This is a genomic window from Mycetocola sp. Y791, assembly GCF_059445325.1.
Window position 1 is genome coordinate 526,150 of the sequence record NZ_JCAIUC010000003.1, and the last position, 23,148, is coordinate 549,297.

Consider the following 23,148-nt stretch of genomic DNA (forward strand, 5'->3'; position numbering starts at 1 on the left):
GACCCGCGCTTCTCCAACACCAAACGATCGAGCGGGAGATAGCGCACACCTCCAGCCTTAAGTCGCCCTTTGCTGTGGAAGTCGCCAGTTGCCCGCGTAAGTCGCTAGGCTGATCTGAGGTGCCTGCGCGCGTCGTAACCCGACCCTGTCTGACATTTGCACCTCGGAAAACCAGGCACGATCTGCCCATACAGAAAGGTCGACGGTGACTGTAAACGACCAGGACCCATACTCGGTTGACAACTTCGATGCTGACCCCGAAGAAACCGCGGAATGGCAAGAGTCGCTCGACCAGCTCGTCGCTACCCACGGTCACGGCCGTGCTCGCGAAATCATGCTGAGCCTGCTGAAGCGCTCCCGTGAACTTCACCTCGGCGTTCCGATGGTGCCGACGACGGACTACATCAACACGATCGCGCCGGAGAACGAACCGGAGTTCCCCGGAAACGAGGACATCGAGCGTCGTTACCGCGCCTGGATCCGCTGGAACGCGGCGATCACCGTGCACCGCGCACAGCGCCCCGGTATCGGTGTCGGCGGACACATTTCGACGTACGCATCATCCGCCGCGCTCTACGAGGTCGGATTCAACCACTTCTTCCGCGGCCAGGACCACCCGGGCGGTGGCGACCAGATCTTCATCCAGGGTCACGCCTCCCCCGGAACTTACGCTCGCGCATTCCTCGAGGGTCGCCTGTCAACGGATCAGCTCGACGGGTTCCGTCAGGAGAAGTCCCGTGCGCCACACGGCATCTCGTCGTACCCGCACCCGCGACTCATGCCCGAGTTCTGGCAGTTCCCGACGGTATCGATGGGTCTCGGCCCGATCAACGCCATCTACCAGGCACAGGCCAACAAGTACCTGACCAACCGGGGGATCAAGGATGCGAGTGACCAGCAGGTCTGGGCGTTCCTCGGCGATGGCGAAATGGACGAGGTCGAAAGCCGTGGCCAGCTCCAGGTTGCCGCCAACGAGGGACTCGACAACCTCAACTTCGTCATCAACTGCAACCTGCAGCGCCTCGATGGCCCCGTGCGCGGAAACGGCAAGATCATCCAGGAGCTCGAGAGCTTCTTCCGCGGTGCCGGCTGGAACGTCATCAAGGTGGTCTGGGGCCGCGAGTGGGACGACCTGCTCGCGAAGGACTCGAGCGGTGCTCTCCTCAACCTCATGAACGCCACCCCCGACGGCGACTACCAGACCTACAAGGCCGAAAGCGGAGCCTTCGTCCGTGAGAACTTCTTCGGTCGCGACGAGCGCACGCTCAAGCTCGTCGAGGACTACTCCGACGAGCAGATCTGGAACCTCAAGCGCGGTGGCCACGACTACCGCAAGGTGTACGCCGCCTTCAAGGCCGCATCAGAGCACAAGGGCCAGCCGACCGTCATCCTCGCCAAGACCGTCAAGGGTTACGGTCTCGGCCCGTCATTCGAGGGGCGCAACGCGACCCACCAGATGAAGAAGATGACGCTCGACAACCTCAAGATGTTCCGCGACGAAATGCGCGTGCCGATCACGGACGCCCAGCTCGAGGAGAACCCGTACCTGCCGCCGTACTACCACCCGGGTGTCGAGGACGAGGCCATCCAGTACCTGCACGAACGTCGCACGGCGCTCGGCGGATACGTCCCCGAACGCAGGTCGAAGTACACCGACATCAAGCTGCCTGAGGACTCCACCTACGCGATCTCGAAGAAGGGCTCAGGCTCTCAGGAGATCGCCACAACCATGGCGTTTGTCCGACTGCTCAAGGACCTGATCCGCTCGAAGGACTTCGGCAACCGGATCGTCCCGATCATCCCGGACGAGGCTCGAACCTTCGGTATCGACGCGTTCTTCCCGACCGCGAAGATCTACAACCCGAACGGACAGCACTACACCTCCGTCGACCGCGAACTCCTCCTCGCATACAAGGAGAGCCCGCAGGGCCAGATCCTCCACGTCGGCATCAACGAGGCGGGTGGCGCTGCCGCGTTCACCAACATCGGAACCACATACTCCACCCAGGGCGAGCCCCTGATCCCGATCTACGTCTTCTACTCGATGTTCGGATACCAGCGCACGGGCGACGCACTGTGGGCCGCCGGCGACCAGATGGCCCGAGGCTTCATCATCGGTGCGACAGCGGGCCGCACGACGCTCACAGGCGAGGGACTTCAGCACGCTGACGGCCACTCCCCCCTCCTCGCGTCGACCAACCCGGCCACGGTCACCTACGACCCGGCATACGGCTACGAAATCGGCCACATCGTGCGCGCCGGTCTCGACCGGATGTACGGCGGCAAGCACGAAGACCCCAACGTGATGTACTACATCACGGTGTACAACGAGCCGATCGTGCAGCCCGCGGAACCTGAGAACCTCGACGTCGACGGACTGCTCCGCGGCATCTACAAGGTGAAGGGCTCCGAGACCGAGGGACCGAGGGCCCAGCTCCTCGCTTCGGGCGTTTCGGTGCCGTGGGCCATCGAAGCCCAGCACCTGCTGGCTGAGGACTGGGGCGTGTCTGCCGACGTCTGGTCGGTTACCTCCTGGTCTGAATTGCGCCGTGACGGCATCCGTGCTGAGGAGCACAACTTCCTCAACCCCGATGCGGAACCGCAGGTCCCGTACGTGACCGAGCGACTGAAGGATGAGCAGGGACCGTTCATCGCGGTTACCGACTACATGCACGCGGTGCCCGATCAGATCCGCCAGTTCGTGCCGGGCGACTTCGCCACACTCGGTGCAGACAACTTCGGATTCTCGGACACCCGTGCGGCTGCCCGTCGATACTTCAAGATCGATGGACCGTCGATGGTTGTTCGTGCACTCGAGTTGCTTGCCGCCCGCGGCGAGGTCGACGCTTCGCTGCCCGGCCGCGCCATCGACAAGTACAAGCTTCTCGACGTCAACGCTGGAACCACCGGCAATGCCGGTGGTGAAAGCTAGACCATCACACCGCCGGCCGTGCCGCGCTCGAAGGGTGAAACGCTCGCCTGGCTTCGACGACTGTCGGGCGAGCTCGCCACCACAACGCTGAAACAGCTCGAAGACACGCTGCCCTGGTATGCAGAAATGCCGCCAGGGCGGCGGTCTGCGGTCGGGTTGGTTGCCCAGGCGGGCATCACCTCGTTCATCGCCTGGTTCGACGACCCGAAGTCCACTCCGTGGATCGCGGCGGATGTCTTCGGCGCTGCCCCGAGGGAACTCCTGCGTTCGGTGAGCCTGCAGCAAACGCTTCAGCTCATTCGCGTCACGGTCGAAGTCGTTGAAGAACGGATCAAGGACGGCGGCGAGGACCTTCGCGAAGCGATCCTGCTGTACTCCAGGGAGATCGCGTTCGCCGCGGCCGACGTCTACGCCAGGGCAGCGGAGGCACGCGGGCTCTGGGACGCCAGGCTCGAAGCGCTCGTCGTCGATTCCATCCTCTCCGGTGAGGCCGATGACGAGCTGCCCAGTCGGATTGCTGCCCTCGGCTGGCATGGACACGGTGAAGTAGCCGTTCTCGTCGGCACAACGCCCCCGCAGCTCGACGTCGATCAGTTGCGACGAACGGCGCGTCACATGGCGGCGGATGTTCTCATCGGCGTGCAGGGCGGCCGGCTTGTCCTCGTCATCGGACGCGCCGAGACCAGCCACGGTGTCGACGACGAAGAGATCGGCACAGCCGCATCCCTGAGTTTCGTCGAGATCGCCACGCACCTCGAGCCGGGTTTCGGCCCGGGCTATCTCGTGCTCGGTCACGCGGTGCCCACCCTCGTTGAAGCGTCCAGGAGCGCACGCGCGGCCCTCGCCGGATTCGCCGTCGCGCGGGCCTGGCGCCACGCCCCAAGGCCGGTACAGGCAGACGATCTGCTGCCGGAACGCGCGCTGGCCGGCGATTCGCTCGCTCGAACCACGCTCATTGAACGCATCTACAAGCCGCTTCACGCGCACTCGACCGAGCTGGTCACGACGCTGTGGTGCTATCTCGACAACGGCAGGTCGCTCGAGGCCACCGCACGCGAGCTCTTCGTGCACCCCAATACCGTCCGGTACCGCCTCAAGCGGGTGTCCGACGTGATCGGGTGGGACGCGACCGGCGCTCGGGAGGCGCTCATCCTCCAGGCCGCGCTGATCCTCGGTTCGATCGCAGAACCCGACGGATTCAAACGCCGACGGTAGAGACAACCTCCGTGGCTATGTGGAACATACACAAGCGATTGGCGGATTCTTGTGACGTGTTCAACACAGCCGCCGCACACTCTGTTGGCAGACTAGGACCGTGATCGTTCTCGTTTGCCCCGGACAGGGCTCCCAGACCCCCGGCTTCCTCTCCCCCTGGCTTGAAAACAGCGACTACCTGCGACTGGTCGAGCGGTACTCGGAAGCCGCAGGACTCGACCTGGTGAAGCACGGTACCGAATCCGACCAGGAGACGATCCGCGACACCGCCGTGGCGCAGCCCCTGATCGTTGCCGCCGGGCTGCTCACCCTGCACGCACTCGCCGACGTCGGCCACCCCGCCACGGTCCCCGGCATCGCCGGTCACTCCGTTGGGGAGATCACCGCGGCCGTCGGCGCCGGCGTGCTCACCGAGGATGCCGCCATGCGCTTCGTTGCCGCCCGTGCGACAGCGATGGCCGCTGCGGCCAGAGCGACGCCAACGGGAATGAGCGCCGTGATCGGCGGAGACGTCGATGCGTTGCTCGCGCGGCTGAACGAACTCGGACTTGAGCCAGCGAACTTCAACGGCGGCGGCCAGATCGTGGTTGCCGGTGCTCTCGACGCGCTCGCCCGGCTGGCGGCCGATCCGGTCCCAGGCACGCGCGTGATCCCGTTGCAGGTCGCAGGCGCATTCCACACCAGGTACATGGCACCAGCCCGCGACGCGCTCGCGACCGGCGCCGCCGGCCTGACGGCATCCGACCCCGAACTTCGCCTGTGGACGAACCGCGACGGCAGCGTCGTTGACTCCGGTTCGCGATTCGTCGAACTCCTCGTCGGACAGGTGGCGTCGCCGGTACGCTGGGACCTCTGCATGGACGCGTTCGCGGCCGATGGGGTCACCGGCATCGTCGAGGTCGCCCCGGCGGGCGCCCTCACTGGCCTCGCGAAACGCGGGCTGAAGGGAACGCCGTCAGTGGCGATCAAGACTCCCGACGACATTCCTGCAGCGCTCGAACTGCTTCACGCTTAGACAATCTCCGCTACCCGAGAGAGACGAATGACCAGACCTACCCTCAACCAGTCCCAGGGGCCAGCGTTCACGCGCATCCTGGGCATGGGTGCCGCTCGCGGCGACCTGTCAGTGCCGAACGACGACCTCGTCGGACCGATCAACTCCTCAGACGAGTGGATCCGCCAGCGCACCGGCATCATCGAACGCAAACGTGCGAGCCAGGATGTGCTCGCCGTCGACCTCGCAACGGATGCCGCTCGAGAGGCGATCAAAGCGTCGGGGGTGGACCCGGCCGAGGTCGACGCCGTCATCATCGCGACCATCAGCAACATCCAGCAGACCCCGTCCATGGCGGCGGTCGTGGCCGACCGTGTCGGGGCGAACCCCGCTGCAGCCTACGACGTCAACGCCGCGTGCGCCGGGTACCCGTACGCCATCGCTCAGGCCGACTCACTCATCCGCACCGGTGTCGCCAAGTACGTGCTCGTGATCGGCGCCGAGAAGCTGTCGGATGTCGTCGATCCCGAGGACAGGTCGATCTCCTTCCTGCTCGGTGATGGTGCGGGCGCCGCCCTCATCGGGCCGAGCGACTTCCCCGGCATCTCCCCCACCGTGTGGGGCTCCGACGGTTCCAAGGCTGGTGCAGTTGGCATGAACGCGACGCTCCAGGAGTACCGCAGGGGCGAAGCGCCGTGGCCCACCCTCCGTCAGGAAGGGCAGACCGTCTTCCGCTGGGCCGTGTGGGACATGGCCAAGGTGGCCAAGGAAGCGCTGGAAAAGGCAGGCATCACCGCCGACCAGCTGTCGGCGTTCATCCCGCACCAGGCCAACATGCGCATCATCGACGAGTTCGCCAAGCAGTTGCGGCTCCCCGAGAGCGTCGTCATCGCCCGTGACATCGCCACCACCGGCAACACCAGTGCCGCTTCGATCCCTCTTGCGACGCACCGGCTGCTGCAGGAGCACCCCGAGGTGTCCGGCGGGCTCGCACTGCAGATCGGCTTCGGGGCCGGCCTCGTGTTTGCCGCCCAGGTCGTCGTACTTCCCTAGCCACACCCCTCGCGTGCCAGTACCGGGCGCAACCACCCCCATAGACTGTTTCACGGTCAATCGATACTCAAGGAGATAACACCATGGCACTGTCCACTGAAGAAGTCCTCGCCGGCCTGGCCGAGCTCGTCAACGACGAGACCGGAATCGCTGCAGACACCGTCGAGCTCGACAAGTCCTTCACCGACGACCTCGACATCGACTCGATCTCGATGATGACCATCGTTGTCAACGCAGAAGAGAAGTTCGACGTCAAGATCCCGGACGAGGAAGTCAAGAACCTCAAGACAGTCGGCGACGCCGTCGACTTCATCGTCAAAGCACAGGGCTAACACCCTGCGTCGATGAGGACCGGGTCGCGGCCCAAACCCACACCCGGTCCCTCATCACGCCTCACGAGCCATCCCTGAGATCGCTTCAAATCGTGACCAGCACCAAGAGAGTTTCATCGAATGACCAAAAGAATTGTCGTTACAGGGATTGGTGCAACGTCACCGATCGGTGGCACAGCCCAGGAATCCTGGGATAACCTCCTCGCGGGCGCATCGGGCGTTCGCACTCTCGAGCAGGACTGGGTAGCCAAGTACGAGCTCCCCATCACCATCGCCGGCCAGGCTGCCGTGCCTGCCACCGACGTGCTCCCCCGCATGGAGACCAAGCGTCTCGACCCGTCCAGCCAGTTCGCGCTCATCGCTGCACGCGAGGCGTGGGCGGATGCCGGAACGCCCGGCGTCGATCCCGAGCGGCTCGGTGTCGACTGGGCGACCGGAATCGGCGGAGTCTGGACGTTGCTCGACGCATGGGACACCCTGCGCGAGCGCGGTCCACGCCGGGTACTGCCCATGACCGTGCCGATGCTGATGCCCAACGGTCCTGCCGCGGCCATCGGCATGGACCTCGGCGCGCGCGCCGGGGAACGCACCGTTGTGTCGGCCTGCGCATCCAGCACCGAATCAATCGCAAACGCGTTTGCGCACCTGCAGGCGGGCCTGGCGGATGTCATCATCGCCGGCGGCTCCGAGGCGGCAATTCACCCGCTGCCCATCGCATCCTTCGCAGCGATGCAGGCACTCTCGAAGCGCAGCGACAACCCGGCGACCGCGTCACGCCCCTACGATGTCAGCCGCGATGGATTCGTCCTCGGTGAGGGAGCCGCCGCACTGGTCCTGGAAACGCTCGAGCACGCCGAGGCCCGTGGCGCCCGGATCTACGCCGAGGTTCTGGGCGGCGCCGTGACCAGCGACGCGTACCACATCACCGCTCCGGACCCGGAAGGATCGGCAGCGGCCCGTGCGATGATTGCCGCCGTCGAGAACGCCGGCCTGGCACTCACCGATGTTGTGCACGTGAACGCTCACGCGACGAGCACTCCGGTCGGTGACATCGCCGAGTACTACGCGCTCAGGCGCGTCTTCGGCGACCACCTCGAGTCGATTGCCGTCAGCGCGACAAAGGCGTCCACCGGTCACCTGCTCGGCGGTGCAGGTGCGATCGAGGCGCTGTTCACGGTCAAGGCCCTGCACGAGCGCGTCGCTCCCCCGACGATCAACCTCGAGAACCAGGACCCGGCGATCCCGCTCGACGTCGTGACGACGCCCCGCGACCTCGGAACCGGTGACCTGCTCGCGATCAGCAACTCCTTCGGGTTCGGCGGCCACAACGCCGTCGCTGCGTTCCGGAGCTTCTGAGTTCGCCGCAACACTCGAAAACCCCGCACGCCGAAAGGTGTGCGGGGTTTTCTTCGTAGCAGGGCCTGTCGGTTTCACGGTCCGCGCCAGCCGGGAGGAGTCACCGACCTGCGCAGCATGCCACCGGGATGGCCCTGGGATCACACAGGCAAGCGCCTAGCCGACCTTGTGCAGCCAGATCACGCTCGAGTCATCTGACGCGTAGCGGAACGGCTCGAGCTCGTCATCCCAGGCCTGGCCGAGGGCGATCCGGAGTTCGCGCTGCAGTTCGGCCGGGTTCGCGCCCGCGGTATCCATGGCGTAGCGGATGCGATCCTCCGGCACCACGACATTGCCCGCGGAGTCGGTCTGTGCGTAGAAAATACCGAGGTCGGGGGTATGCAGCCAGCGTCCGCCATCCGCGCCGGGCGACGCGTCTTCGGTCACCTCGAAACGCAGGTGCTCCCAGCCGCGAAGCGAGGAAGCGATGGCGGCCCCCATGCCCTGGTGACCTTCCCAGTAGTACTCAGCGCGCTGGGCGCCCTTCAGCACCGGCTGCTCTACCCAGGCGAAGTTCACAGCACGACCAAGAGCGCGACCTGCAGCCCACTCGACATGCGGGCACAGAGCGCGCGGTGAGGAGTGAACCAAAATCACTCCGCGTGCGACAGATGCCACCATTTTCTCCTCCTTGTTCACCGTGGTACGTCTTCCCCAACGACCCGTGAAAAAAGTGAGATGCAGCATCCGGTATTCAGTTGTCCGGCAAACCGCCGTCCTCGTCATTATGCCCCAAATAGCACAGGAATCACAACGATGTGATTATGCTGACCCGGCGTGTCGCCGAATCTCTATACTGGGTAGAGATTCGCAAACGCCGGATCGTCGTTACCGGAAGGAACCCCATGGCGGTGAAGGATGCGATCCTCGCGATCCTCACTCTCGGTTCCGCTTACGGCCTCCAGCTCCGCGACGAGCTCGCCGCCCGCGCCCCTCACCGTGCGGGGGTGAACGTCGGCCAGGTCTACTCCACGCTCGACCGGCTCGTTCGCGACGGCCTGATCAGGTCAGACACCGCGACCGACGACAACCTGCCGCTCTACACGCTCACGCCGACAGGCCACGCGGCCGCAATCGACTGGCTCGGCGCACCGACAGCACCCGACGTCCGCAACTGGGCCGACATGGCCGACCAGGTTCTCGTGGCGTCGAGCCTGCCCGGTTCCGGATGGCGGAAGGTCATCGCCAGGCAGCTCGCTTCGTGGACGGCAGCGGATGCCGTGCCGGCCGGCGACGACAGCGGTCCGCCTTCTCTGCGGGTCGAGCTTGCCCGCTCGGCCGAGCAGCGCGTCGCTCGCGCCGCCATCGACTGGCTCGGCGATGTCGAGGCCCGCCTCAGCGCGGTTGGCGATCCGAGCATCCCGCTCCGCAGCATCCGCCCACTTCGCGGTCGCAGGCCGGGACCGATGCTGCACGATCGGGCCTGAGGGTGCCGGAGGGAAGGACCGGGTAATGGCGAAGTCAGGCTCCCGCCAGACCGTCGACGTTGACGGCCGGCGGATCACACTCACCAACCTGGACAAGGTGCTCTACCCGGAAACCGGAACAACCAAGGCCGACGTCCTGCGCTACTACGCCGAGATCGCCAACGTCATGGTGCCATACACGGCGGGCCGACCCGCGACGCGCAAACGCTGGGTCCACGGCGTCGGCACCCCCGACAAACCGGGCGAGGTGTTCTACCAGAAGAACCTCGACGACTCGACGCCGGAGTGGGTTGCCCGCCGCTCGATCGAGCACAGCAGCAGGAACAACGACTACCCGCTCGTCAACGACAGGGCGACGCTGGCCTGGCTCGCGCAAATCGCCGCCCTCGAGATCCACGTACCGCAGTGGCAGTTCGAGCGCACCGGTGGCGCACGTAACCCCGACCGTCTGGTGCTCGATCTCGACCCGGGCGAGGGACTCACCCTGGCGGACTGTGCCGCTGTCGCGTTCCTCGCGCGGGACATCCTCTCCGATATGGGCCTGAATCCCCTGCCGGTGACCAGCGGGAGCAAGGGAATCCACCTGTACGCGGCGCTCGACGGCTCACTGCCAAGCGACACGGTGTCGAGTGTCGCGCATGAACTGGCGCGGGCGCTCGAAGCAGATCATCCGGATCTCATAGTGAGTGACATGAAGAAGTCGCTTCGCGTCGGGAAAGTTCTCATCGACTGGAGCCAGAACAACAGCGCCAAGACGACGATCGCGCCCTATTCGCTCAGGGGGCGCTTCACTCCGACGGTGGCGGCACCGCGTTCATGGGAGGAGCTGGAATCTCCGACCATCGCCCAGCTCGATTTTGAGGAGGTTCTCGAGCGCGTCGCTCGCGACGGCGACCTCCTCGCGCCGCTGGCATCCGCGCGTACCGCTGGACTTGAGCCGACACCGGATCACATGGCGCGGTTCGAGAGCACGGCGGAGAGCACGGACCGGCTTGCCAAGTACCGCAGCATGCGCGACGGTACGAAGACCCCTGAACCGGTACCCGAAGCGGTCGCTGCTCTGACCTCGGGCAATTCGTTCGTCATCCAGGAGCACCACGCCCGCCGCCTGCACTACGACTTCCGCCTCGAGCACGACGGGGTCCTCGTGTCATGGGCGGTGCCCAAGGGCCCGCCACTCACGAGCGACGAGAACCACCTCGCGGTGCAGACCGAAGACCACCCGCTCGAGTACGGAACGTTCGAGGGGCGCATCCCCAAGGGCGAATACGGTGCTGGAGAGGTGACCATCTGGGACTCGGGCACATTCGAGCTGGAGAAGTGGCGCGAAGACAAGGAAGTGATCGTGACGCTCTCCGGCCAGGACGACGGTGGGCTCGGCGGGGTCCCCCGCAAGTACGCGCTGATTCACACCAAACGCCCGGGTGCCGAGAACAACTGGCTCATCCACCTCATGGACCCTGCGGCAAAGAAGACCGGCAGCAGGCATTCGCCGACGCGCGAACCAGCGCACGACGCTGCGCCCCATCCGCAGGGCGAAACGGAAGCACCGTCGGCACCGCCACCCGCGGCGGCGCGTCGCTCGTCCATCGCCGCACCAGCGACGCCGCTGGGACGCGAGGTCATCCGGCCGATGCTCGCGGCCAACGGGAACGCGACAGACATCGACGATGAGCACGAGTGGGCATTCGAGATGAAGTGGGACGGCTATCGAGCCGTCGTGTACATCGACGACGGCGCCGTTCGCCTCCTGAGCCGCAACGGCAACGACCTCACCGACACGTTCCCCGAACTGGCCGCCCCGCTCCGCGAGTCACTGGGAGCGACGTCTGCTGTGCTTGACGGTGAGGTCGTCGCGATGGACAAGATGGGCAAGCCGAACTTCCACCTCCTGCAGTCGCGCGCCGGGCTGAGCGACGACGAGGCCGCTGCTCGATCCGCGAGCATCGAGCTCATGCTCTTCGACCTGCTCGAACTCGAGGGCCACGACATCACCGGCGAAGAGTATGACGTGCGACGCGCAGCCCTCGACAGGACGGTGACCCCGACCGGGCCGGTCCGGGTTCCGCCCGAGTTCGACGGCGATTTCGAGGCTGCGATCTCCTCGAGCCTCGAACTCGGGCTTGAGGGCATCGTCGCGAAGGAACGCGACAGCCCGTACCTCCCCGGCAAGAGGTCCAGGTCGTGGATCAAGGTCAAGCACGCGAAGACGCAGGAAGTGGTCGTCGTCGGCTGGCGGCCCGGCGCAGGAAACGCGGCAAACGCCGTCGGTTCGCTCGTGCTCGGGATCCCCGATGAGGACGGCATCCGCTATGCCGGCAGGGTCGGCACAGGATTCACCGATAAGGACCGGCGATCCTTCCTGAAGACGTTCGCATCGATGGGCGTCGATTCTCCACCGGTGCATGACGCGCCGAACGACGAACTGAGGCATGCGAAGTGGATCCGACCCGATCTCGTCGGCGAGGTCACGTTCCTCCAGTGGACATCGACGGGTGCACTGCGGCATTCGTCGTGGCGTGGCTGGCGGCCAGACAAATCGCCGGAGGACGTCGTCATCGAATAAGACCCGCACGCTGCGCGTTGCAGAGTCGCGCGCTCCACGCCGAGCGCTAAACGTCGAGCAAGCGCTCGCAAGCCGCCTCGGTGCGTCGACACGCCTCAGCGCACACCCTGCAGTGCCTGTGCGCCTCGGCGAACCGCTCACACTGTTCGGCGCACAAAGCACTGGCGGCACGACAGGCCGCGAGGAGCGCACGACGGAGGTTGGCGTCGTAGCCCGGATGCCTGGCCAGTACTTTCGCCGTGGTGCCGGCGACATCGGAGCAGTCGAGTGATGCCCTGATGCACCCGGCGAGATCCGGTAGATCCGGCTCGGACAGGCAAGCTTCAGCGCACGCGGTCGCGATCTGGGCTGACTCCATACACGCCTCGATGCACTCCGTAAGCGCGATCCTGTCGACGTGCGGCAGCGGCCGGGGGTAGGCGAGAAGCATTGACTCTGCAAAACTCATGTCGCCTACCCCTTAGCTCGCGGTGCGACGGGCCGAATTCGCCGGACATCAGGGGTGTCGCACGTGGCCCCGTGACCACAAGAGTAGGTTCAGGATGCCGTGTGCGCCAGTCTCTTGAGGCACGAAGTGCCCCAGGATGTCAGACCGGAACCGTCAGTTCGGTCAGGGGTACCGCTCGCGGACGCTCGCACGTGCTCTCGACCGTAACCGCCTGCCCCGTGTGCGCAGAGCGGAGCACCGACTCCATCACCTCGAGGGCGTGGAACGCGAGGGTCGCGCTCGCCCGCGGCGCGGCATCCGCACCTGACATGGCCAGGTCCTGGAGGCCGATCCCCCGGCTCGCGTCGACATAACCCGCCGACACCGGCAGAGTCTCCCACTCCGTGGACCCCAGTGTGCGCAGTTTCACGTCGCCATCGAACCGGTTCGGGTCGGGGACGATGAGCGAACCTGTCTCGCCGTGGATCTCGATGTTGGCCGCTTGCGTTGCGACAGCGTCGAAGCTCATGACGAGCGTTGACAGCGCACCCGATTCGTGGACGAGAACGCCGGTGACATGGGTGTCGGTTGAGACGGGAATCGACTCTCCCTGCCGCGCTCCCGAACCGATCGTGCGCGACGCTCGGGTGTGGCTTGCCGCGCCGATCACCGACGCGACCGGGCCGAGAAGGGTGATGAGCGCGGAGATGTAGTACGGACCCATGTCGAGCAGTGGACCGCCGCCCGGCAGGTAGTAGAAGTCGGGGTTGGGGTGCCACCGCTCGTGGCCGGGTGTCATCATCGTCGCAGTCGCGGAGACCGGTGTGCCGATGAGTCCATCGTCGATGGCGCGGCGAGCGGTCTGCGTTCCGGTACCGAGCACGGTGTCCGGGGCGCACGCGATCGTCACGCCTGCCTCCTTCGCTGCCTCGAGGACGGCGGATGCCTGCTCGGTGTTGGCTGCCAGCGGCTTCTCCCCGTACACCTGCTTGCCGGCCGCGATTGCCTGAAGCGCGACCTGCGCGTGAGCAGCGGGGATCGTCAGGTTGAGCACCAGCTCGACCTCATCGTCGGCCATCAACTCGTCGACGCTGAGCGACCGAACGCCGGGGTGAGCGTCGGCGATGGCGTCCGCACGGGAGCGGTCGAGATCGGCCACGGCGACGAGTCGAACCGCATCGAGCTTGGGGAACGTCTCGAGGTACGCGGCGATGATGTTTCCCGCGCCGACGATACCGACCTTGAGTGGTTCTAGCGGCTTGCCCACAGCATGCCCCTTTCAATGATTGTCCTGACGTTATCGTTCTGGAGGACGTCAACCGAGTGACCCGGCGTCGCGACGAAGATCCTGCCTGCACCCCACTGCCTGGTCCAGACCGCGGGCGAGGTGACCGGGCGGTTCCACGCGTCCCACTCGCGCGCGGCGAGGGTCGTCGTGGCGAGAACATCGATGTAGTCGTCGTTGAGCACCCAGTACTGCTCTGTGGTCAGGTCGAAGTCCGAAATGCCCTCGGTGATCGGGTGCGTGGCAGCGGCATCCGTCATTTCGATCCGGTAATCGATGAAGTTGTCCGATGCGTCTCCGATGCGCTCGTCGGGGTGCTTGCCGGGGTGGCACGCGAACTGGCCGCCGATGAGGTGCAGGTAGTCGGAGTTGTTGCGGTACGAGTCAGCGATTCCGCCGTGCCAGCCTGCCATTCCTGTGCCGGACTCGATCGCGGCCCTCAGGCCCGCGAATTCCTCTTTTTCGATGGTGTTCATCGTGTTGCACTGAACAATCAGGTCGACCGTTGCCATGTAGTCGGCATCGGCGTAGACCGCCGGGCTCTCGTCGACCCTCACGGTGAAACCGTTGGCTTCGAGGTGAGGGATGAAGAGGTTGGTCGCCTCGACGGGCTGATGACCGTCCCAACCTCCACGGACTACGAGAGCGGTGCGGGCATTCGTCATGTGTTACTTCCTTACTTGGTTGTTACTTGCTGAAGCCGGCGGTCAGCCCGGCGAGGAGCTGGCGACGGCCGATGATATACAGGACAAGAATAGGGAGCGTCGTCAGCACAACGCAGGCGAGCACCGCCGGAATGTTCACGCTGAATTCACCCTGGAAGTTCCAGAGCGCGAGGGGCAGGACCCGCAGATCCGGGCTCTGCGTGAGAACCAGCGGCAGCAGGAAGCCGTTCCACACACCGAGGCCGTTGTAAATGGCGACGGTGACGATGGCCGGCTTGGTGAGTGGGAGCGCCAGTCGCCACAGGGTCTGCCACTCGCTGCAGCCGTCGAGCCTCATCGATTCGAAGAGCTCTTTCGGGACATCGCGGATGAAGTTCGACAGGATCAGCACGCTGAGCGGGATGGCAAACGCGATCGACGGCAGAATGATGGCGAGCAGGCTGTCATAGAGGCTGAGCCGGATGATGATGAGGTAGACCGGGATGATCGTGGCCTGCAGCGGGATGGCGAGCCCCATCAGGAACAGGCCGTTGACGCCCTTGAGGAACTTCCCGTTACCCCGCACTATCGCAAATGCCGCCATGAACGACACGGCGAGTGTCGGAACGACAGCTCCGATGGTGATGATGGCGCTGTTCAGGAAGTAGCGGGCGAAGTCCGCTTCGAGCACCATGACGTAGTTCTCGAGGGTCGGCGACAGTGGCGGCAGCAGTGGGTTCTGACCGAAGTACCCTGCCTGGGTCTTGAGGCTCGTGATCACCACGTAGTAGATCGGGATGATGATGATCGCGAGCCAGATCCAGCCGGCGAGTCCGCCGGGGATATTCAGTTGGCGGAACCGGCGTCTTGAGCGAGCGGATGCCTGCGGTTGCGGGGTGACGGAAGCTTCTGCGTCCACGGTGCTGGTCATTTCATCACATCCCTTCGAGTTGTGACGCCGAGTTGTCCTTGCCACCGAGCCTTTGAAGGAACAGGGCGAGTGCCAGGCCCAGGACAACGAGGATGACCGCGATCACACTCGCCGGCCCCATCAGGTTGGCCCGGAATCCGAGCAGGTACATGTCGAGCGGCAGGATCCGGGTCGCGTTTGCCGGGCCACCGCCGGTGAGCACGAAGATCAGGTCGAAATACGTCAGCGCCCCGACAGTCATCAGGGTCGACGACGTGATGATCGTGTACTTCAACTGGGGAATGGTGATCAGGAAGAACTGCTTGACGCGCCCCGCTCCGTCGATCTCCGCCGCCTCGTAGATTGACCGCGGAATCTGTCGAACGCCGCCCTGATAGATCAGGGTGTGAAACGGGATGAACTGCCAGGCGATGACGAAGATGACGACACCGAAGGCGAGTTGTGGATTGCCGAGCCAGTCCTGGGAGAGGAACGGCAGTCCGAGCCCGGCGCCGAGCCCGAAGTTCGGATCGAGCAATGCTTTGTAGGCGACAGCGATGGCCGCTGACGACAAGAGGAGCGGCAGGAAGTACAGCACGGCGAGAACCGTGCGGTACTTCTGGGTTCCGGCGGTGAAGACACCGAGCAACAGGCTCATCGGTGTCTGCACGAGCCACGAGAGCACCATGACCAGCAGGGTGAGCCCGAGCGAGTGCAGCATGTCCGGATCGACGAGCACCGACGCCCAGTTCGCGAAGCCGGCCGGCGTGATGGCGCCGATACCGTCCCAGTTCGTGAAGCTGAGGATCAGCACGCCGACAAGCGGAACGACGGCAAAGGCGACGAAGAAGACGAGAGCGGGGAGCGCGAGCCAGGCGATCCTGCCGGTACTGCCCCCGGCGACGGGCGCCGCGCGCTCGCGTTGCGCCCGTCGCGGGGTGATCGTTGCGGTCATTTCCCGAGAGTCTCGTTCATGTTCGTTGCGAACTGCTCCGGGGTGATCGAGAGCACGAACAGCTGGTCGATGTTGTTGAGCAATGCTTCAGCGGCGGTCGGGCTCAGCGCCTGGTCCCATGACTGCTGGAACGCGGGAGCGTTTGCGCCGAGTTCGTAGACGTGGCTCAGGAAGTCGCTCTCTTCGGTCTCCTTGATCTTGTCCTGGATGCCGTTCACCACGGGAACCGCACCGGTCTCGATGAAGGCGGCAACCTCGTCGTCGTTGGAGAGTGATTCGGCAAAGTATTTCTTCGCCGTCTCCTTCTCCTCATCGGATGCTTTCGACGAGATGGAGAGGAAGTTGCAGGGGTTCCCGACGGCGTTCTTCGGGTCACCGAGTCCGCCATCAACGGTCGGGAAGGGCACCCAGCCAAGCTTGCCGTCCTGGACGAAGCTGCCGCCGTCGTTCTTCATCCCGCCGTACGTCCACGAACCATGCAGCATCATGGCCGCCTTGCCGGTGTACAGGAGCGCCTGGTCGGCATTGCTGTCTGCTGTGATCGAGTTGAAGCCCTTGATGAACCCATCGGCCTTCACGAGCTCCTGGATTTTGGTGAGCGCTTCGATGGCGGCCGGGTGCGACCAGGCATCCGTTTTGCCATTGAAGATGTCGGTGAAGACCTGGGGGCCGCCCACCCGATCGAACATGTACTGAAGCCACATCATCGACGTCCAGCGAGACTGGCCGCCGAGCGAGAATGGGGCGATGCCGCGCTCGTTGAACGTGGTGACGAGGCTCATCACATCCGACCAGGTCTGGGGAGGTTCGGCTCCGGCCTGCTCGAAGAGTTCCTTGTTGTAGAAGAAGACGATGGGCTGGACCGTCTGGATGGGAATGGCGTAAATTCTGCCGTCGATCGTGCCGGCGCCGAACGCTCCGGCAAACAGGCGCTCCTTGACGTCGGGGTTCTCCTCGAACCAGCTGGTCAGGTCGTCCACCTGGCCGCCGTCAACGTAGGACTTCAGCGTTCCACCACCCCAGCCATAGATCATCGTCGGCGCCTGCCCGGCGCCGATGGCCGTCTTGATCTTGGTTTTGTACGCGTCGTTCTGAAAGAAGGTGAGTCCGAGCGGCGTTTTGGGATTCGCCTTGTTGAAGGCGTCCACCGAGTTCTTGCGGATCGTTTCGTTGGGATCGCCCGAGAGAGCCCAGAGCGACGCACCTCCCGCGGAGCCGCCGCCGGGTCCGGTGGTACCGCACGAGGTGAGACCCCATGTCAGCAGCGGGGCCGCGATCGCGAGCGACATGAAGGTGCGACGTGACGGTGTGGCCTTGGTTTCCATTTCTATCTCCATTGATAAATGGGGCAGTACCTGTCGGCGATGCCACGTTCTTTCGATATGTTTCGAAAGAAGCTCGTGGCGATGCCTCAAATGTAGCTAGCCACAACAAATAATGTCAAGTATCCAGAGGCTTCTGTTGCCCCGCGGGCGCGGTGTGGTGCAGACTAAACGCACCGAAACATTTCGCTGCCCTGACCGCAAGGTGACAGACATGACTTCACGATCCACCCCGGTTCTCGCGACGGTCGCCGAGCTGGCTGGAGTATCGGCACCGACGGTCTCCAAGGTGATCAATGGCAGGGACGACGTCGCCGAGGGAACCCGGGTGCGGGTTCAGGCCGCTCTCGACCAGCTCGGGTACCGCTCGCCCTCGCAGCGTCGCATCCGTTCGACTGGACCGGCAATGGTCGACCTGGTGATCGGTGTGCACGATGGCGCCTATTCCATGGAAGTGCTTCGCGGCATCCTCGATTATGCCGTGACTGTCGACGTGGACGTCGTCGTGAGCAGCCACACCCCGAACAGGCTGTCGCGGGTCGACCACGAGGAGTGGGCGCAACGGATGAAAGAGTCGGGCCGCACCGGCATCATCTTTGTCACCTCGCAGGTGTCCAGCGATCAGGTCCACGCCTTCAGCCAGCGGGGCATCGCCGTCGTGGTCATCGATCCGCTCAACCCTCCCCCGCCGGGTGGGTATGCGAGCGTCGGCGCCACGAACTGGGCAGGGGGCAAAGCCGCGACCGAGCACCTGCTCTCACTGGGCCACGAACGGGTGGCGTTCCTCGGTGGGCCGACGGCTGCCGAGTGCAGCATCGCCCGCCTGCACGGTTATCTGGCTGCTCTGATGAGCCGCGGGATTGCCTCGCGCGCCGATTACGTCTTCGACGGCGGGTTCAACCGGGAGACGGGAGTTGCGGCAACCCGCGCTGTCCTCGATCTCGCTGAGCCACCAACGGCGATCTTCGCCGCGAGTGACACGATTGCCCTCGGCGTGCTCGAGGTGGCACGGGAACGGGGCGTGCGGGTACCGGAGGACCTCAGCCTCGTCGGCTTCGACAGCACCCCGCTCGCGGAGCAAACGCTCCCCCGGCTGACGTCGGTAGCCCAGCCGCTGCAGGAAATGGGTCGTGCCGCGCTTCGCGGTGTTCTGCGGCTGGCGCGCGGCGAGCGGCTTGACTCAGAGCACATGGAACTGGCCACCGAGCTCGTCGTTCGGGATTCGACGGCCCGCTTGATCAGCACGCGCTCCTAGCCAGACGACACCCCTGGCTATTGACCCAGGCGCACGCCGGAACTCTTCAGCTCAAGTTGGGCGAGTGCGCGCACGACGCCCTCGTCACCGCGTCTCCACGCGCCCATTGCGTCCGGATGAATTCGTACGAGGCTCGATATGTCCTGGGTCGCGAGGGCACGCAGGGCGAGAAGGTCAATCCCGGTGCCAGACTTCAACGCCGACCTGTCCTGCCTGGCTTTCCAGACAAACCGGGCCCGGGGAATCAGCCACAGCACGAGAATCACCATGACCGGCAGAGCGGCGACCCCGATGCCGAGGCCAGTGGCAAGCTGACCGACTGCCACTTGCTGGTTCTGCCCCGCCGCCTCGAGAGCTCCACCGGCGCCGCTCGCCCCGTCAAAGGGCAATCTGATCTCACGGCCGATCAGCGGAACTCCTCCAAGAGTGTCGCCAGCTTCGGTCATGGCTTCTTCGAAGCCCGCGCCTGCATCCTCCATCTGCTCCCCGAAGGAAGCGAGATTCGCGACGATCGCATACACGGTAATTCCGAGCCAGACCGAGACGCCTATCAGGAAGAGGGCGAGCACATCGCCGATGATTTGGCGTGCCTTGCGGGCACCGAAGTCGGAATACAGAGTCATAACCTCATGATGGCAGCGGCACCACCTCCGGGCTGACTCCGGGGCCCGCTCGAACAGCTAATACGCCGAAGTAGTGCGAACTTCGAATTCGTAGCCGTCCGGATCGCGGAGAACCGTCTCACCCGCCTGGTCAACGCGGCGGCCCGATGCGCCGAGGTCCAGCAGCCTCCGCACCTCGTGATCGAGCTCATTACCGGGGACCGTGAGCACGAAGTACTGGCGAGCTCGCGTGGCATCCGGCATCACGCTTTCACCGTTCCACGCGATCTTTGTTCCACCGGCAGGCGACTGGATGGCAGTCTCTCCGCCTTCATCCCACACGAGAGGCCAGGCAAGAACGTTGCTCCAAAACAGTCCAACCGTTCGCGTGCCCTCGCACGTCACTTCCGCCAACGGACCACACCCGGCCAGGTAAGCGTTATGGTCCTCGATAACACAGAACTCGTCTCCAGCAACATCGGCCATACCCGCGTAGCTGTTCTCCGGTATACGTCCGCTGCCGAGAAGCCGCGCCCCGAGTTCCAGGCACATCGCAATCGTGCCGCTCTGGTCGAGGGGCCCATCGGCCAGATGAAGGTGAAGACGGTTGCTTCTGTTTTCCTCATGAGCAGGGCCGGAGGCGAACCGGATACTGACCTGCCCGGCCTCTCCCCTGAGAAGGCTCTCTCCGCCCTCGCTCTCAACTGGACGGTTCAGAACAGCTCCCCAGAAGTTTGCATCCCGCTGGGGATTTTCAGACTGGAACGCAACCGACTGCAACGTAATAGACACACCAGAAGTCAACACCTGTTCCCCGTCAGAAAACACCTCTCCCCTGCGGTACCCCGCATGGTTGGGTCCGGCACTTACCAGCCGCTCCGCGTCGGTGTGTGGCCTTCCCTCGACTCGAGAGGCATCGGCATCTCCGCACGGAACCCGAGCAGCCGAATGGGGCGATCCGCCTCGATCCTGCCCACAAGCTCCATCGCGCGGTCCAGCACGGCCTCCGGATCTGTCGTCTCAGGGATCTTCTTCGTGAAGATTTTCGTCGCGAACGGCGCGTAACGCACCTTCAGGGTCACGCCGACCACCGGCCGGCCCTCGTCTTGAACGTCCCGCAGCACGCGGTCGACCAACTCTCGCACCCCCGCTTCTACATCAGCGCGAGACACGAGGTCCTGCTGGTAGGTCGTCTCACGACTGTGCCCACGCGCCACCCAGGGCGTGTCATCGACCTCCCTGGCACCCTCGCCGCGACCGAGCTGCCGGTACCAGGGGCCCATCTTCGGGCCGAACTCCGTGATGAGGTCCGCGGGTTCGGAGGCGGCCAGCTCTGCAACGGTGGTGATACCCAGCCCGGCGAGGCGACGGGAGACCTTCGAGCCGACACCCCAGAGGTCGATGGTCGGGCGTGCACCCATGACCTCCAGCCAGTTGTCGGCCGTCAGCCGGAAGACGCCGCGCGGTTTTCCGAAGCCGGTGGCAACCTTCGCCCGAACGAGCGTGTCGCCGATACCAACACTGCAGTGCAACTGCGTCCGGTCAAGAACGGCCCGCTGGATCGTTCTGGCGTAGGACTCGGGATCATCAGTGACGATCCCGACGAAGGCCTCGTCCCAGCCGAGCACCTGCACCGTTGCACCCGGTTGCTCCTTGAGGGTCGCCATGACCTCGTGCGATGCGGCGTTGTACGTTTCCGCGTCGACGGGCAGGATGACGGCATCCGGAATCTTCCTGGCAGCAATTCGGAGCGGCATCCCCGAACCGACACCGAACTCGCGTGCCTCGTAGGACGCGGTCGAGACGACGGCGCGCTCGGTCGGATCGCCGCGTCCACCGACGATCACCGGCTTACCGGCGAGCTCCGGACGGCGAAGCACCTCAACGGCCGCGATGAACTGGTCGAGGTCCACGTGCAACACCCACGGCGTGTCTGCTGAACTCATCCGACCACCCTTTGCTTAGGTCGGTTCAGCGCGCGCCTGGCTCGCCGCCGATGCTCAACCAGGCGTCGGGCTCGTCAGCCTGTGGAGTGGCCGCCAGTTCGGTATCGGCTGCGCCAGCATTCTTCATCGAGCGCAGTTGCTGGTCCACTTCCGCATCGAGCGCGAGCGACTCCAGGGCGCGTTCGAGGTCAGCGTCGGGCGCCGCGGTGAGGTCGCCGAGCGCGCCGCTCGACAACAGTTCGTCCGTCGCCGCTGCCCGCGCCCGCATCTGCGCGACACGGTCGCGTGCCCGATCCAGGCTCTCGCCCACGTCGCTCATTTGCGAACCGACGCCGCCCAACGTCTCGTTCACCCTGACCTGGGCCTCGGAGGCGGTGTAGGTGGCCTTGATCGTTTCTTTCTCGATCCGGAAAGCGGCGACGCGCTCCGCGAGCCGACGCTCCTTGTCTTGCAAGCCAGCCGTCTGTCGTTGCAGCGCGGTGAACTGCGTGCGGATCGACGCGACCTGGCCCTCGAGGAACACCCGCCGCTCCAACGCAATGCGGGCGAGGTCATCCCGGCCATGAGCCATCGCTTCCTGCGCCTGACGGGTCAACCGACTGTGGCGCGTGCCCATCTCCTGCCCCTGGAGTTCGATGCGCTTCTTTGCGGTCGCAACCTCGGCCAGGCCCTGCCGCACCTGTTGCAGCATCCTGACCAGCTGGTCGTAGCTGTCATCGAGCACATCGCGCGGGTCCTCGAGCTTGTCGAGTCCCTTGGACGCTTTGCTCCGAAGAATGTTGCGTATCCGCGATGTGTTGCTCATGGCTGGTTCCCTCGCTCACCCCTGGGGGTACGGATTGTTTGCTGGTGTTGAAGAGTGTCGTAGAGCCTGCCCTGCACATTGAGCTCGTGCAGTTCGTCGAGTCCGGCACGCACGGCCGTGACCTCGCGGTCGACATCGGAGCGCAGTGCCGTCAGGCTGTCGTCGGAGATGCCGCCAAGACCCGATGCGACAGCGGAACGGAGCCGGCGAACGAGGCCGGTCACCTCGTCGACCCGTGCATGCGCGGTTTCCAGCGCTTCGGCGAGCACGACGCCGTCATTCTCACTTTCGAGGAGGCGTAACTGTGACTCCAGGCCGGCACTCTCAAGTTCGAGGCGACGGAAGAGGCGAGGGAGTTCACCGCGTGGGCCGTCACTGCGGGTGACCAGATCCATCGCGGCCCGTCCGCTGTCCAGGGTCTCTTTCAGCTGCACCCGGAGTTTCAGGACTTCGCACTGTCTGCCCCGGCTGAGCCGCGACCGTACCCGCAGTGCGGCACCGTTGAGAGCGAGGTTCCGTTTGACCCTGCGGTAAAACGCCCGAACCGCGATGACCACTGCGACGTTGGCGGCGAGGATGGCGGATGCCAGGCTGACCAGGATCCAGCCGAGCTCACTCACGACAGCGTCCCGACGCTCACGGACACGCCACAGCAGCGCCCTCCACGGAGGACCCCGTGCGGAGTCATCGACCTGTCCAGATTCGCGTGTTGACCTTCACCGGATCGCCTTTACCAAGCAGCGTCGTGATGCCCGATCACACCACGTATCACCGGCAAGGCTACCCTCCTCCGCCCGCCGCTTCCAGAGCGCCCGGCAAGCACGGCGGGTGGTGAGATTACGGCGAGTGGGTGTGGTTCCGGCGGCCCGCGGCGAAACGCTAGGCGGGGTTTTCGCTGTGATCCTCGACATCGGGGGTCGCCCGGAGCACGTCAGCAATCTCTTCCTCGGGCCGCGGCGCGATCGTCTCATCGGCCTCGAGTTCCGGAATTGTTGACTCGTCCGGCGCGGGAACGTGCTGGTGAGGGGTGTTGTCACTGGTGTCGGTCACGGCGAATCCTTCGGTCGGCATGGCTCACAGTGT

The 23,148-nt window shown here is 64.9% G+C and carries 22 protein-coding genes; 9 read left to right on the forward strand and 13 right to left on the reverse strand.

Annotated elements, in window-relative coordinates:
- Window positions 1–205: 205 nt before the first annotated feature.
- The 6 genes from aceE to AC1C2N_RS11570 all read left to right on the forward strand — a co-directional run bounded on the left by aceE (window position 206) and on the right by AC1C2N_RS11570 (window position 7,882).
- Window positions 206–2,932: a pyruvate dehydrogenase (acetyl-transferring), homodimeric type gene (gene aceE / locus AC1C2N_RS11545; RefSeq protein ID WP_495434049.1), complete on the forward strand. Its 2,727-nt coding sequence runs from the start codon at window positions 206–208 to the stop codon at window positions 2,930–2,932.
- 18 nt (window positions 2,933–2,950) lie between these two features.
- On the forward strand, window positions 2,951–4,147 hold the full coding sequence (locus AC1C2N_RS11550; protein WP_483404252.1) for a PucR family transcriptional regulator: 1,197 nt from the start codon (window positions 2,951–2,953) through the stop codon (window positions 4,145–4,147).
- Between the two features lie 100 nt (window positions 4,148–4,247).
- On the forward strand, window positions 4,248–5,162 hold the full coding sequence (locus AC1C2N_RS11555) for an ACP S-malonyltransferase (RefSeq protein ID WP_495434050.1): 915 nt from the start codon (window positions 4,248–4,250) through the stop codon (window positions 5,160–5,162).
- Between the two features lie 27 nt (window positions 5,163–5,189).
- On the forward strand, window positions 5,190–6,194 hold the full coding sequence (locus AC1C2N_RS11560) for a beta-ketoacyl-ACP synthase III (protein ID WP_495434051.1): 1,005 nt from the start codon (window positions 5,190–5,192) through the stop codon (window positions 6,192–6,194).
- Between the two features lie 83 nt (window positions 6,195–6,277).
- Window positions 6,278–6,526 (forward strand): acyl carrier protein, encoded by a 249-nt coding sequence (locus AC1C2N_RS11565; protein ID WP_108391126.1) that lies wholly within the window; start codon window positions 6,278–6,280, stop codon window positions 6,524–6,526.
- Window positions 6,527–6,646: 120 nt separating this feature from the next.
- Window positions 6,647–7,882: a beta-ketoacyl-[acyl-carrier-protein] synthase family protein gene (locus AC1C2N_RS11570; RefSeq protein ID WP_495434052.1), complete on the forward strand. Its 1,236-nt coding sequence runs from the start codon at window positions 6,647–6,649 to the stop codon at window positions 7,880–7,882.
- Window positions 7,883–8,038: 156 nt separating this feature from the next.
- Here AC1C2N_RS11570 and AC1C2N_RS11575 read toward each other — a convergent pair whose 3' ends face one another.
- Window positions 8,039–8,542 (reverse strand): DUF3145 domain-containing protein, encoded by a 504-nt coding sequence (locus tag AC1C2N_RS11575; RefSeq protein WP_495434053.1) that lies wholly within the window; start codon window positions 8,540–8,542, stop codon window positions 8,039–8,041.
- 143 nt (window positions 8,543–8,685) lie between these two features.
- Here AC1C2N_RS11575 and AC1C2N_RS11580 point away from each other — a divergent pair, with 143 nt between their 5' ends.
- Both AC1C2N_RS11580 and AC1C2N_RS11585 read left to right on the forward strand, forming a co-directional pair.
- Window positions 8,686–9,348, forward strand: a complete 663-nt coding sequence (locus AC1C2N_RS11580) for a PadR family transcriptional regulator (protein ID WP_495434054.1) — start codon at window positions 8,686–8,688, stop codon at window positions 9,346–9,348.
- Between the two features lie 25 nt (window positions 9,349–9,373).
- On the forward strand, window positions 9,374–11,914 hold the full coding sequence (locus AC1C2N_RS11585; protein WP_495434055.1) for an ATP-dependent DNA ligase: 2,541 nt from the start codon (window positions 9,374–9,376) through the stop codon (window positions 11,912–11,914).
- 46 nt (window positions 11,915–11,960) lie between these two features.
- Here the strand turns inward: AC1C2N_RS11585 and AC1C2N_RS11590 are convergent, their stop codons facing one another.
- The 6 genes from AC1C2N_RS11590 to AC1C2N_RS11615 form a co-directional block, all read right to left on the reverse strand.
- Window positions 11,961–12,362: a four-helix bundle copper-binding protein gene (locus AC1C2N_RS11590; protein WP_483404259.1), complete on the reverse strand. Its 402-nt coding sequence runs from the start codon at window positions 12,360–12,362 to the stop codon at window positions 11,961–11,963.
- 139 nt (window positions 12,363–12,501) lie between these two features.
- Window positions 12,502–13,608 carry a Gfo/Idh/MocA family protein gene (locus AC1C2N_RS11595; RefSeq protein ID WP_483404260.1) on the reverse strand — a complete coding sequence of 369 codons (1,107 nt, stop codon included), beginning with the start codon at window positions 13,606–13,608 and terminating at the stop codon, window positions 12,502–12,504.
- Complete coding sequence (locus AC1C2N_RS11600) at window positions 13,593–14,291, reverse strand: ThuA domain-containing protein (protein ID WP_483404261.1); 699 nt, start codon at window positions 14,289–14,291, stop codon at window positions 13,593–13,595. Before AC1C2N_RS11600 ends, AC1C2N_RS11595 begins: the two co-directional genes overlap by 16 nt.
- Window positions 14,292–14,313: 22 nt before the next feature.
- Complete coding sequence (locus tag AC1C2N_RS11605; RefSeq protein ID WP_495434056.1) at window positions 14,314–15,201, reverse strand: carbohydrate ABC transporter permease; 888 nt, start codon at window positions 15,199–15,201, stop codon at window positions 14,314–14,316.
- A gap of 4 nt (window positions 15,202–15,205) precedes the next feature.
- Complete coding sequence (locus AC1C2N_RS11610) at window positions 15,206–16,135, reverse strand: carbohydrate ABC transporter permease (RefSeq protein WP_495434057.1); 930 nt, start codon at window positions 16,133–16,135, stop codon at window positions 15,206–15,208.
- A complete protein-coding gene (locus AC1C2N_RS11615) occupies window positions 16,132–17,460 on the reverse strand; it encodes an extracellular solute-binding protein (protein ID WP_495434058.1) in 1,329 nt (442 codons plus the stop codon). Before AC1C2N_RS11615 ends, AC1C2N_RS11610 begins: the two co-directional genes overlap by 4 nt.
- A gap of 211 nt (window positions 17,461–17,671) precedes the next feature.
- Between AC1C2N_RS11615 and AC1C2N_RS11620 the strand changes: the two genes are divergently transcribed.
- Window positions 17,672–18,712, forward strand: a complete 1,041-nt coding sequence (locus tag AC1C2N_RS11620; RefSeq protein WP_495434059.1) for a LacI family DNA-binding transcriptional regulator — start codon at window positions 17,672–17,674, stop codon at window positions 18,710–18,712.
- A 17-nt stretch (window positions 18,713–18,729) separates the two neighbouring features.
- On the opposite strand, the gene AC1C2N_RS11625 is transcribed toward AC1C2N_RS11620, so the two are convergent.
- From AC1C2N_RS11625 to AC1C2N_RS11650, 6 genes are all read right to left on the reverse strand, one after another.
- The gene (locus AC1C2N_RS11625; RefSeq protein WP_495434060.1) at window positions 18,730–19,335 is read right to left on the reverse strand and encodes a hypothetical protein; all 606 of its coding nucleotides are present in this window, start codon (window positions 19,333–19,335) and stop codon (window positions 18,730–18,732) included.
- A 57-nt stretch (window positions 19,336–19,392) separates the two neighbouring features.
- On the reverse strand, window positions 19,393–20,106 hold the full coding sequence (locus tag AC1C2N_RS11630; RefSeq protein WP_495434061.1) for a VOC family protein: 714 nt from the start codon (window positions 20,104–20,106) through the stop codon (window positions 19,393–19,395).
- A gap of 74 nt (window positions 20,107–20,180) precedes the next feature.
- Window positions 20,181–21,260, reverse strand: coding sequence for a DNA polymerase IV (locus tag AC1C2N_RS11635; RefSeq protein WP_495434062.1), 1,080 nt, complete (start codon window positions 21,258–21,260; stop codon window positions 20,181–20,183).
- A gap of 25 nt (window positions 21,261–21,285) precedes the next feature.
- Window positions 21,286–22,065: a PspA/IM30 family protein gene (locus tag AC1C2N_RS11640; protein ID WP_495434063.1), complete on the reverse strand. Its 780-nt coding sequence runs from the start codon at window positions 22,063–22,065 to the stop codon at window positions 21,286–21,288.
- On the reverse strand, window positions 22,062–22,685 hold the full coding sequence (locus AC1C2N_RS11645) for a hypothetical protein (RefSeq protein WP_495434064.1): 624 nt from the start codon (window positions 22,683–22,685) through the stop codon (window positions 22,062–22,064). The genes AC1C2N_RS11640 and AC1C2N_RS11645 overlap by 4 nt, the downstream gene beginning before the upstream one ends.
- 259 nt (window positions 22,686–22,944) lie before the next feature.
- Window positions 22,945–23,136: a hypothetical protein gene (locus AC1C2N_RS11650; RefSeq protein WP_483404270.1), complete on the reverse strand. Its 192-nt coding sequence runs from the start codon at window positions 23,134–23,136 to the stop codon at window positions 22,945–22,947.
- Window positions 23,137–23,148 lie beyond the last annotated feature (12 nt).

Excerpts from the sequence above, each read along its gene's own strand:
- AC1C2N_RS11560 (WP_495434051.1), top strand. The coding sequence starts at position 5,190 with ATGACCAGACCTACCCTCAACCAGTCCCAGGGGCCAGCGTTCACGCGC.
- AC1C2N_RS11565 (WP_108391126.1), top strand. The coding sequence starts at position 6,278 with ATGGCACTGTCCACTGAAGAAGTCCTCGCCGGCCTGGCCGAGCTCGTC.
- AC1C2N_RS11570 (WP_495434052.1), top strand. The coding sequence starts at position 6,647 with ATGACCAAAAGAATTGTCGTTACAGGGATTGGTGCAACGTCACCGATC.
- AC1C2N_RS11575 (WP_495434053.1), bottom strand. The coding sequence starts at position 8,542 with ATGGTGGCATCTGTCGCACGCGGAGTGATTTTGGTTCACTCCTCACCG.
- AC1C2N_RS11580 (WP_495434054.1), top strand. The coding sequence starts at position 8,686 with ATGCTGACCCGGCGTGTCGCCGAATCTCTATACTGGGTAGAGATTCGC.
- AC1C2N_RS11585 (WP_495434055.1), top strand. The coding sequence starts at position 9,374 with ATGGCGAAGTCAGGCTCCCGCCAGACCGTCGACGTTGACGGCCGGCGG.
- AC1C2N_RS11590 (WP_483404259.1), bottom strand. The coding sequence starts at position 12,362 with ATGAGTTTTGCAGAGTCAATGCTTCTCGCCTACCCCCGGCCGCTGCCG.
- AC1C2N_RS11600 (WP_483404261.1), bottom strand. The coding sequence starts at position 14,291 with ATGACGAATGCCCGCACCGCTCTCGTAGTCCGTGGAGGTTGGGACGGT.
- AC1C2N_RS11605 (WP_495434056.1), bottom strand. The coding sequence starts at position 15,201 with ATGACCAGCACCGTGGACGCAGAAGCTTCCGTCACCCCGCAACCGCAG.
- AC1C2N_RS11610 (WP_495434057.1), bottom strand. The coding sequence starts at position 16,135 with ATGACCGCAACGATCACCCCGCGACGGGCGCAACGCGAGCGCGCGGCG.
- AC1C2N_RS11615 (WP_495434058.1), bottom strand. The coding sequence starts at position 17,460 with ATGGAAACCAAGGCCACACCGTCACGTCGCACCTTCATGTCGCTCGCG.
- AC1C2N_RS11620 (WP_495434059.1), top strand. The coding sequence starts at position 17,672 with ATGACTTCACGATCCACCCCGGTTCTCGCGACGGTCGCCGAGCTGGCT.
- AC1C2N_RS11625 (WP_495434060.1), bottom strand. The coding sequence starts at position 19,335 with ATGACTCTGTATTCCGACTTCGGTGCCCGCAAGGCACGCCAAATCATC.
- AC1C2N_RS11635 (WP_495434062.1), bottom strand. The coding sequence starts at position 21,260 with ATGAGTTCAGCAGACACGCCGTGGGTGTTGCACGTGGACCTCGACCAG.
- AC1C2N_RS11640 (WP_495434063.1), bottom strand. The coding sequence starts at position 22,065 with ATGAGCAACACATCGCGGATACGCAACATTCTTCGGAGCAAAGCGTCC.
- AC1C2N_RS11650 (WP_483404270.1), bottom strand. The coding sequence starts at position 23,136 with ATGCCGACCGAAGGATTCGCCGTGACCGACACCAGTGACAACACCCCT.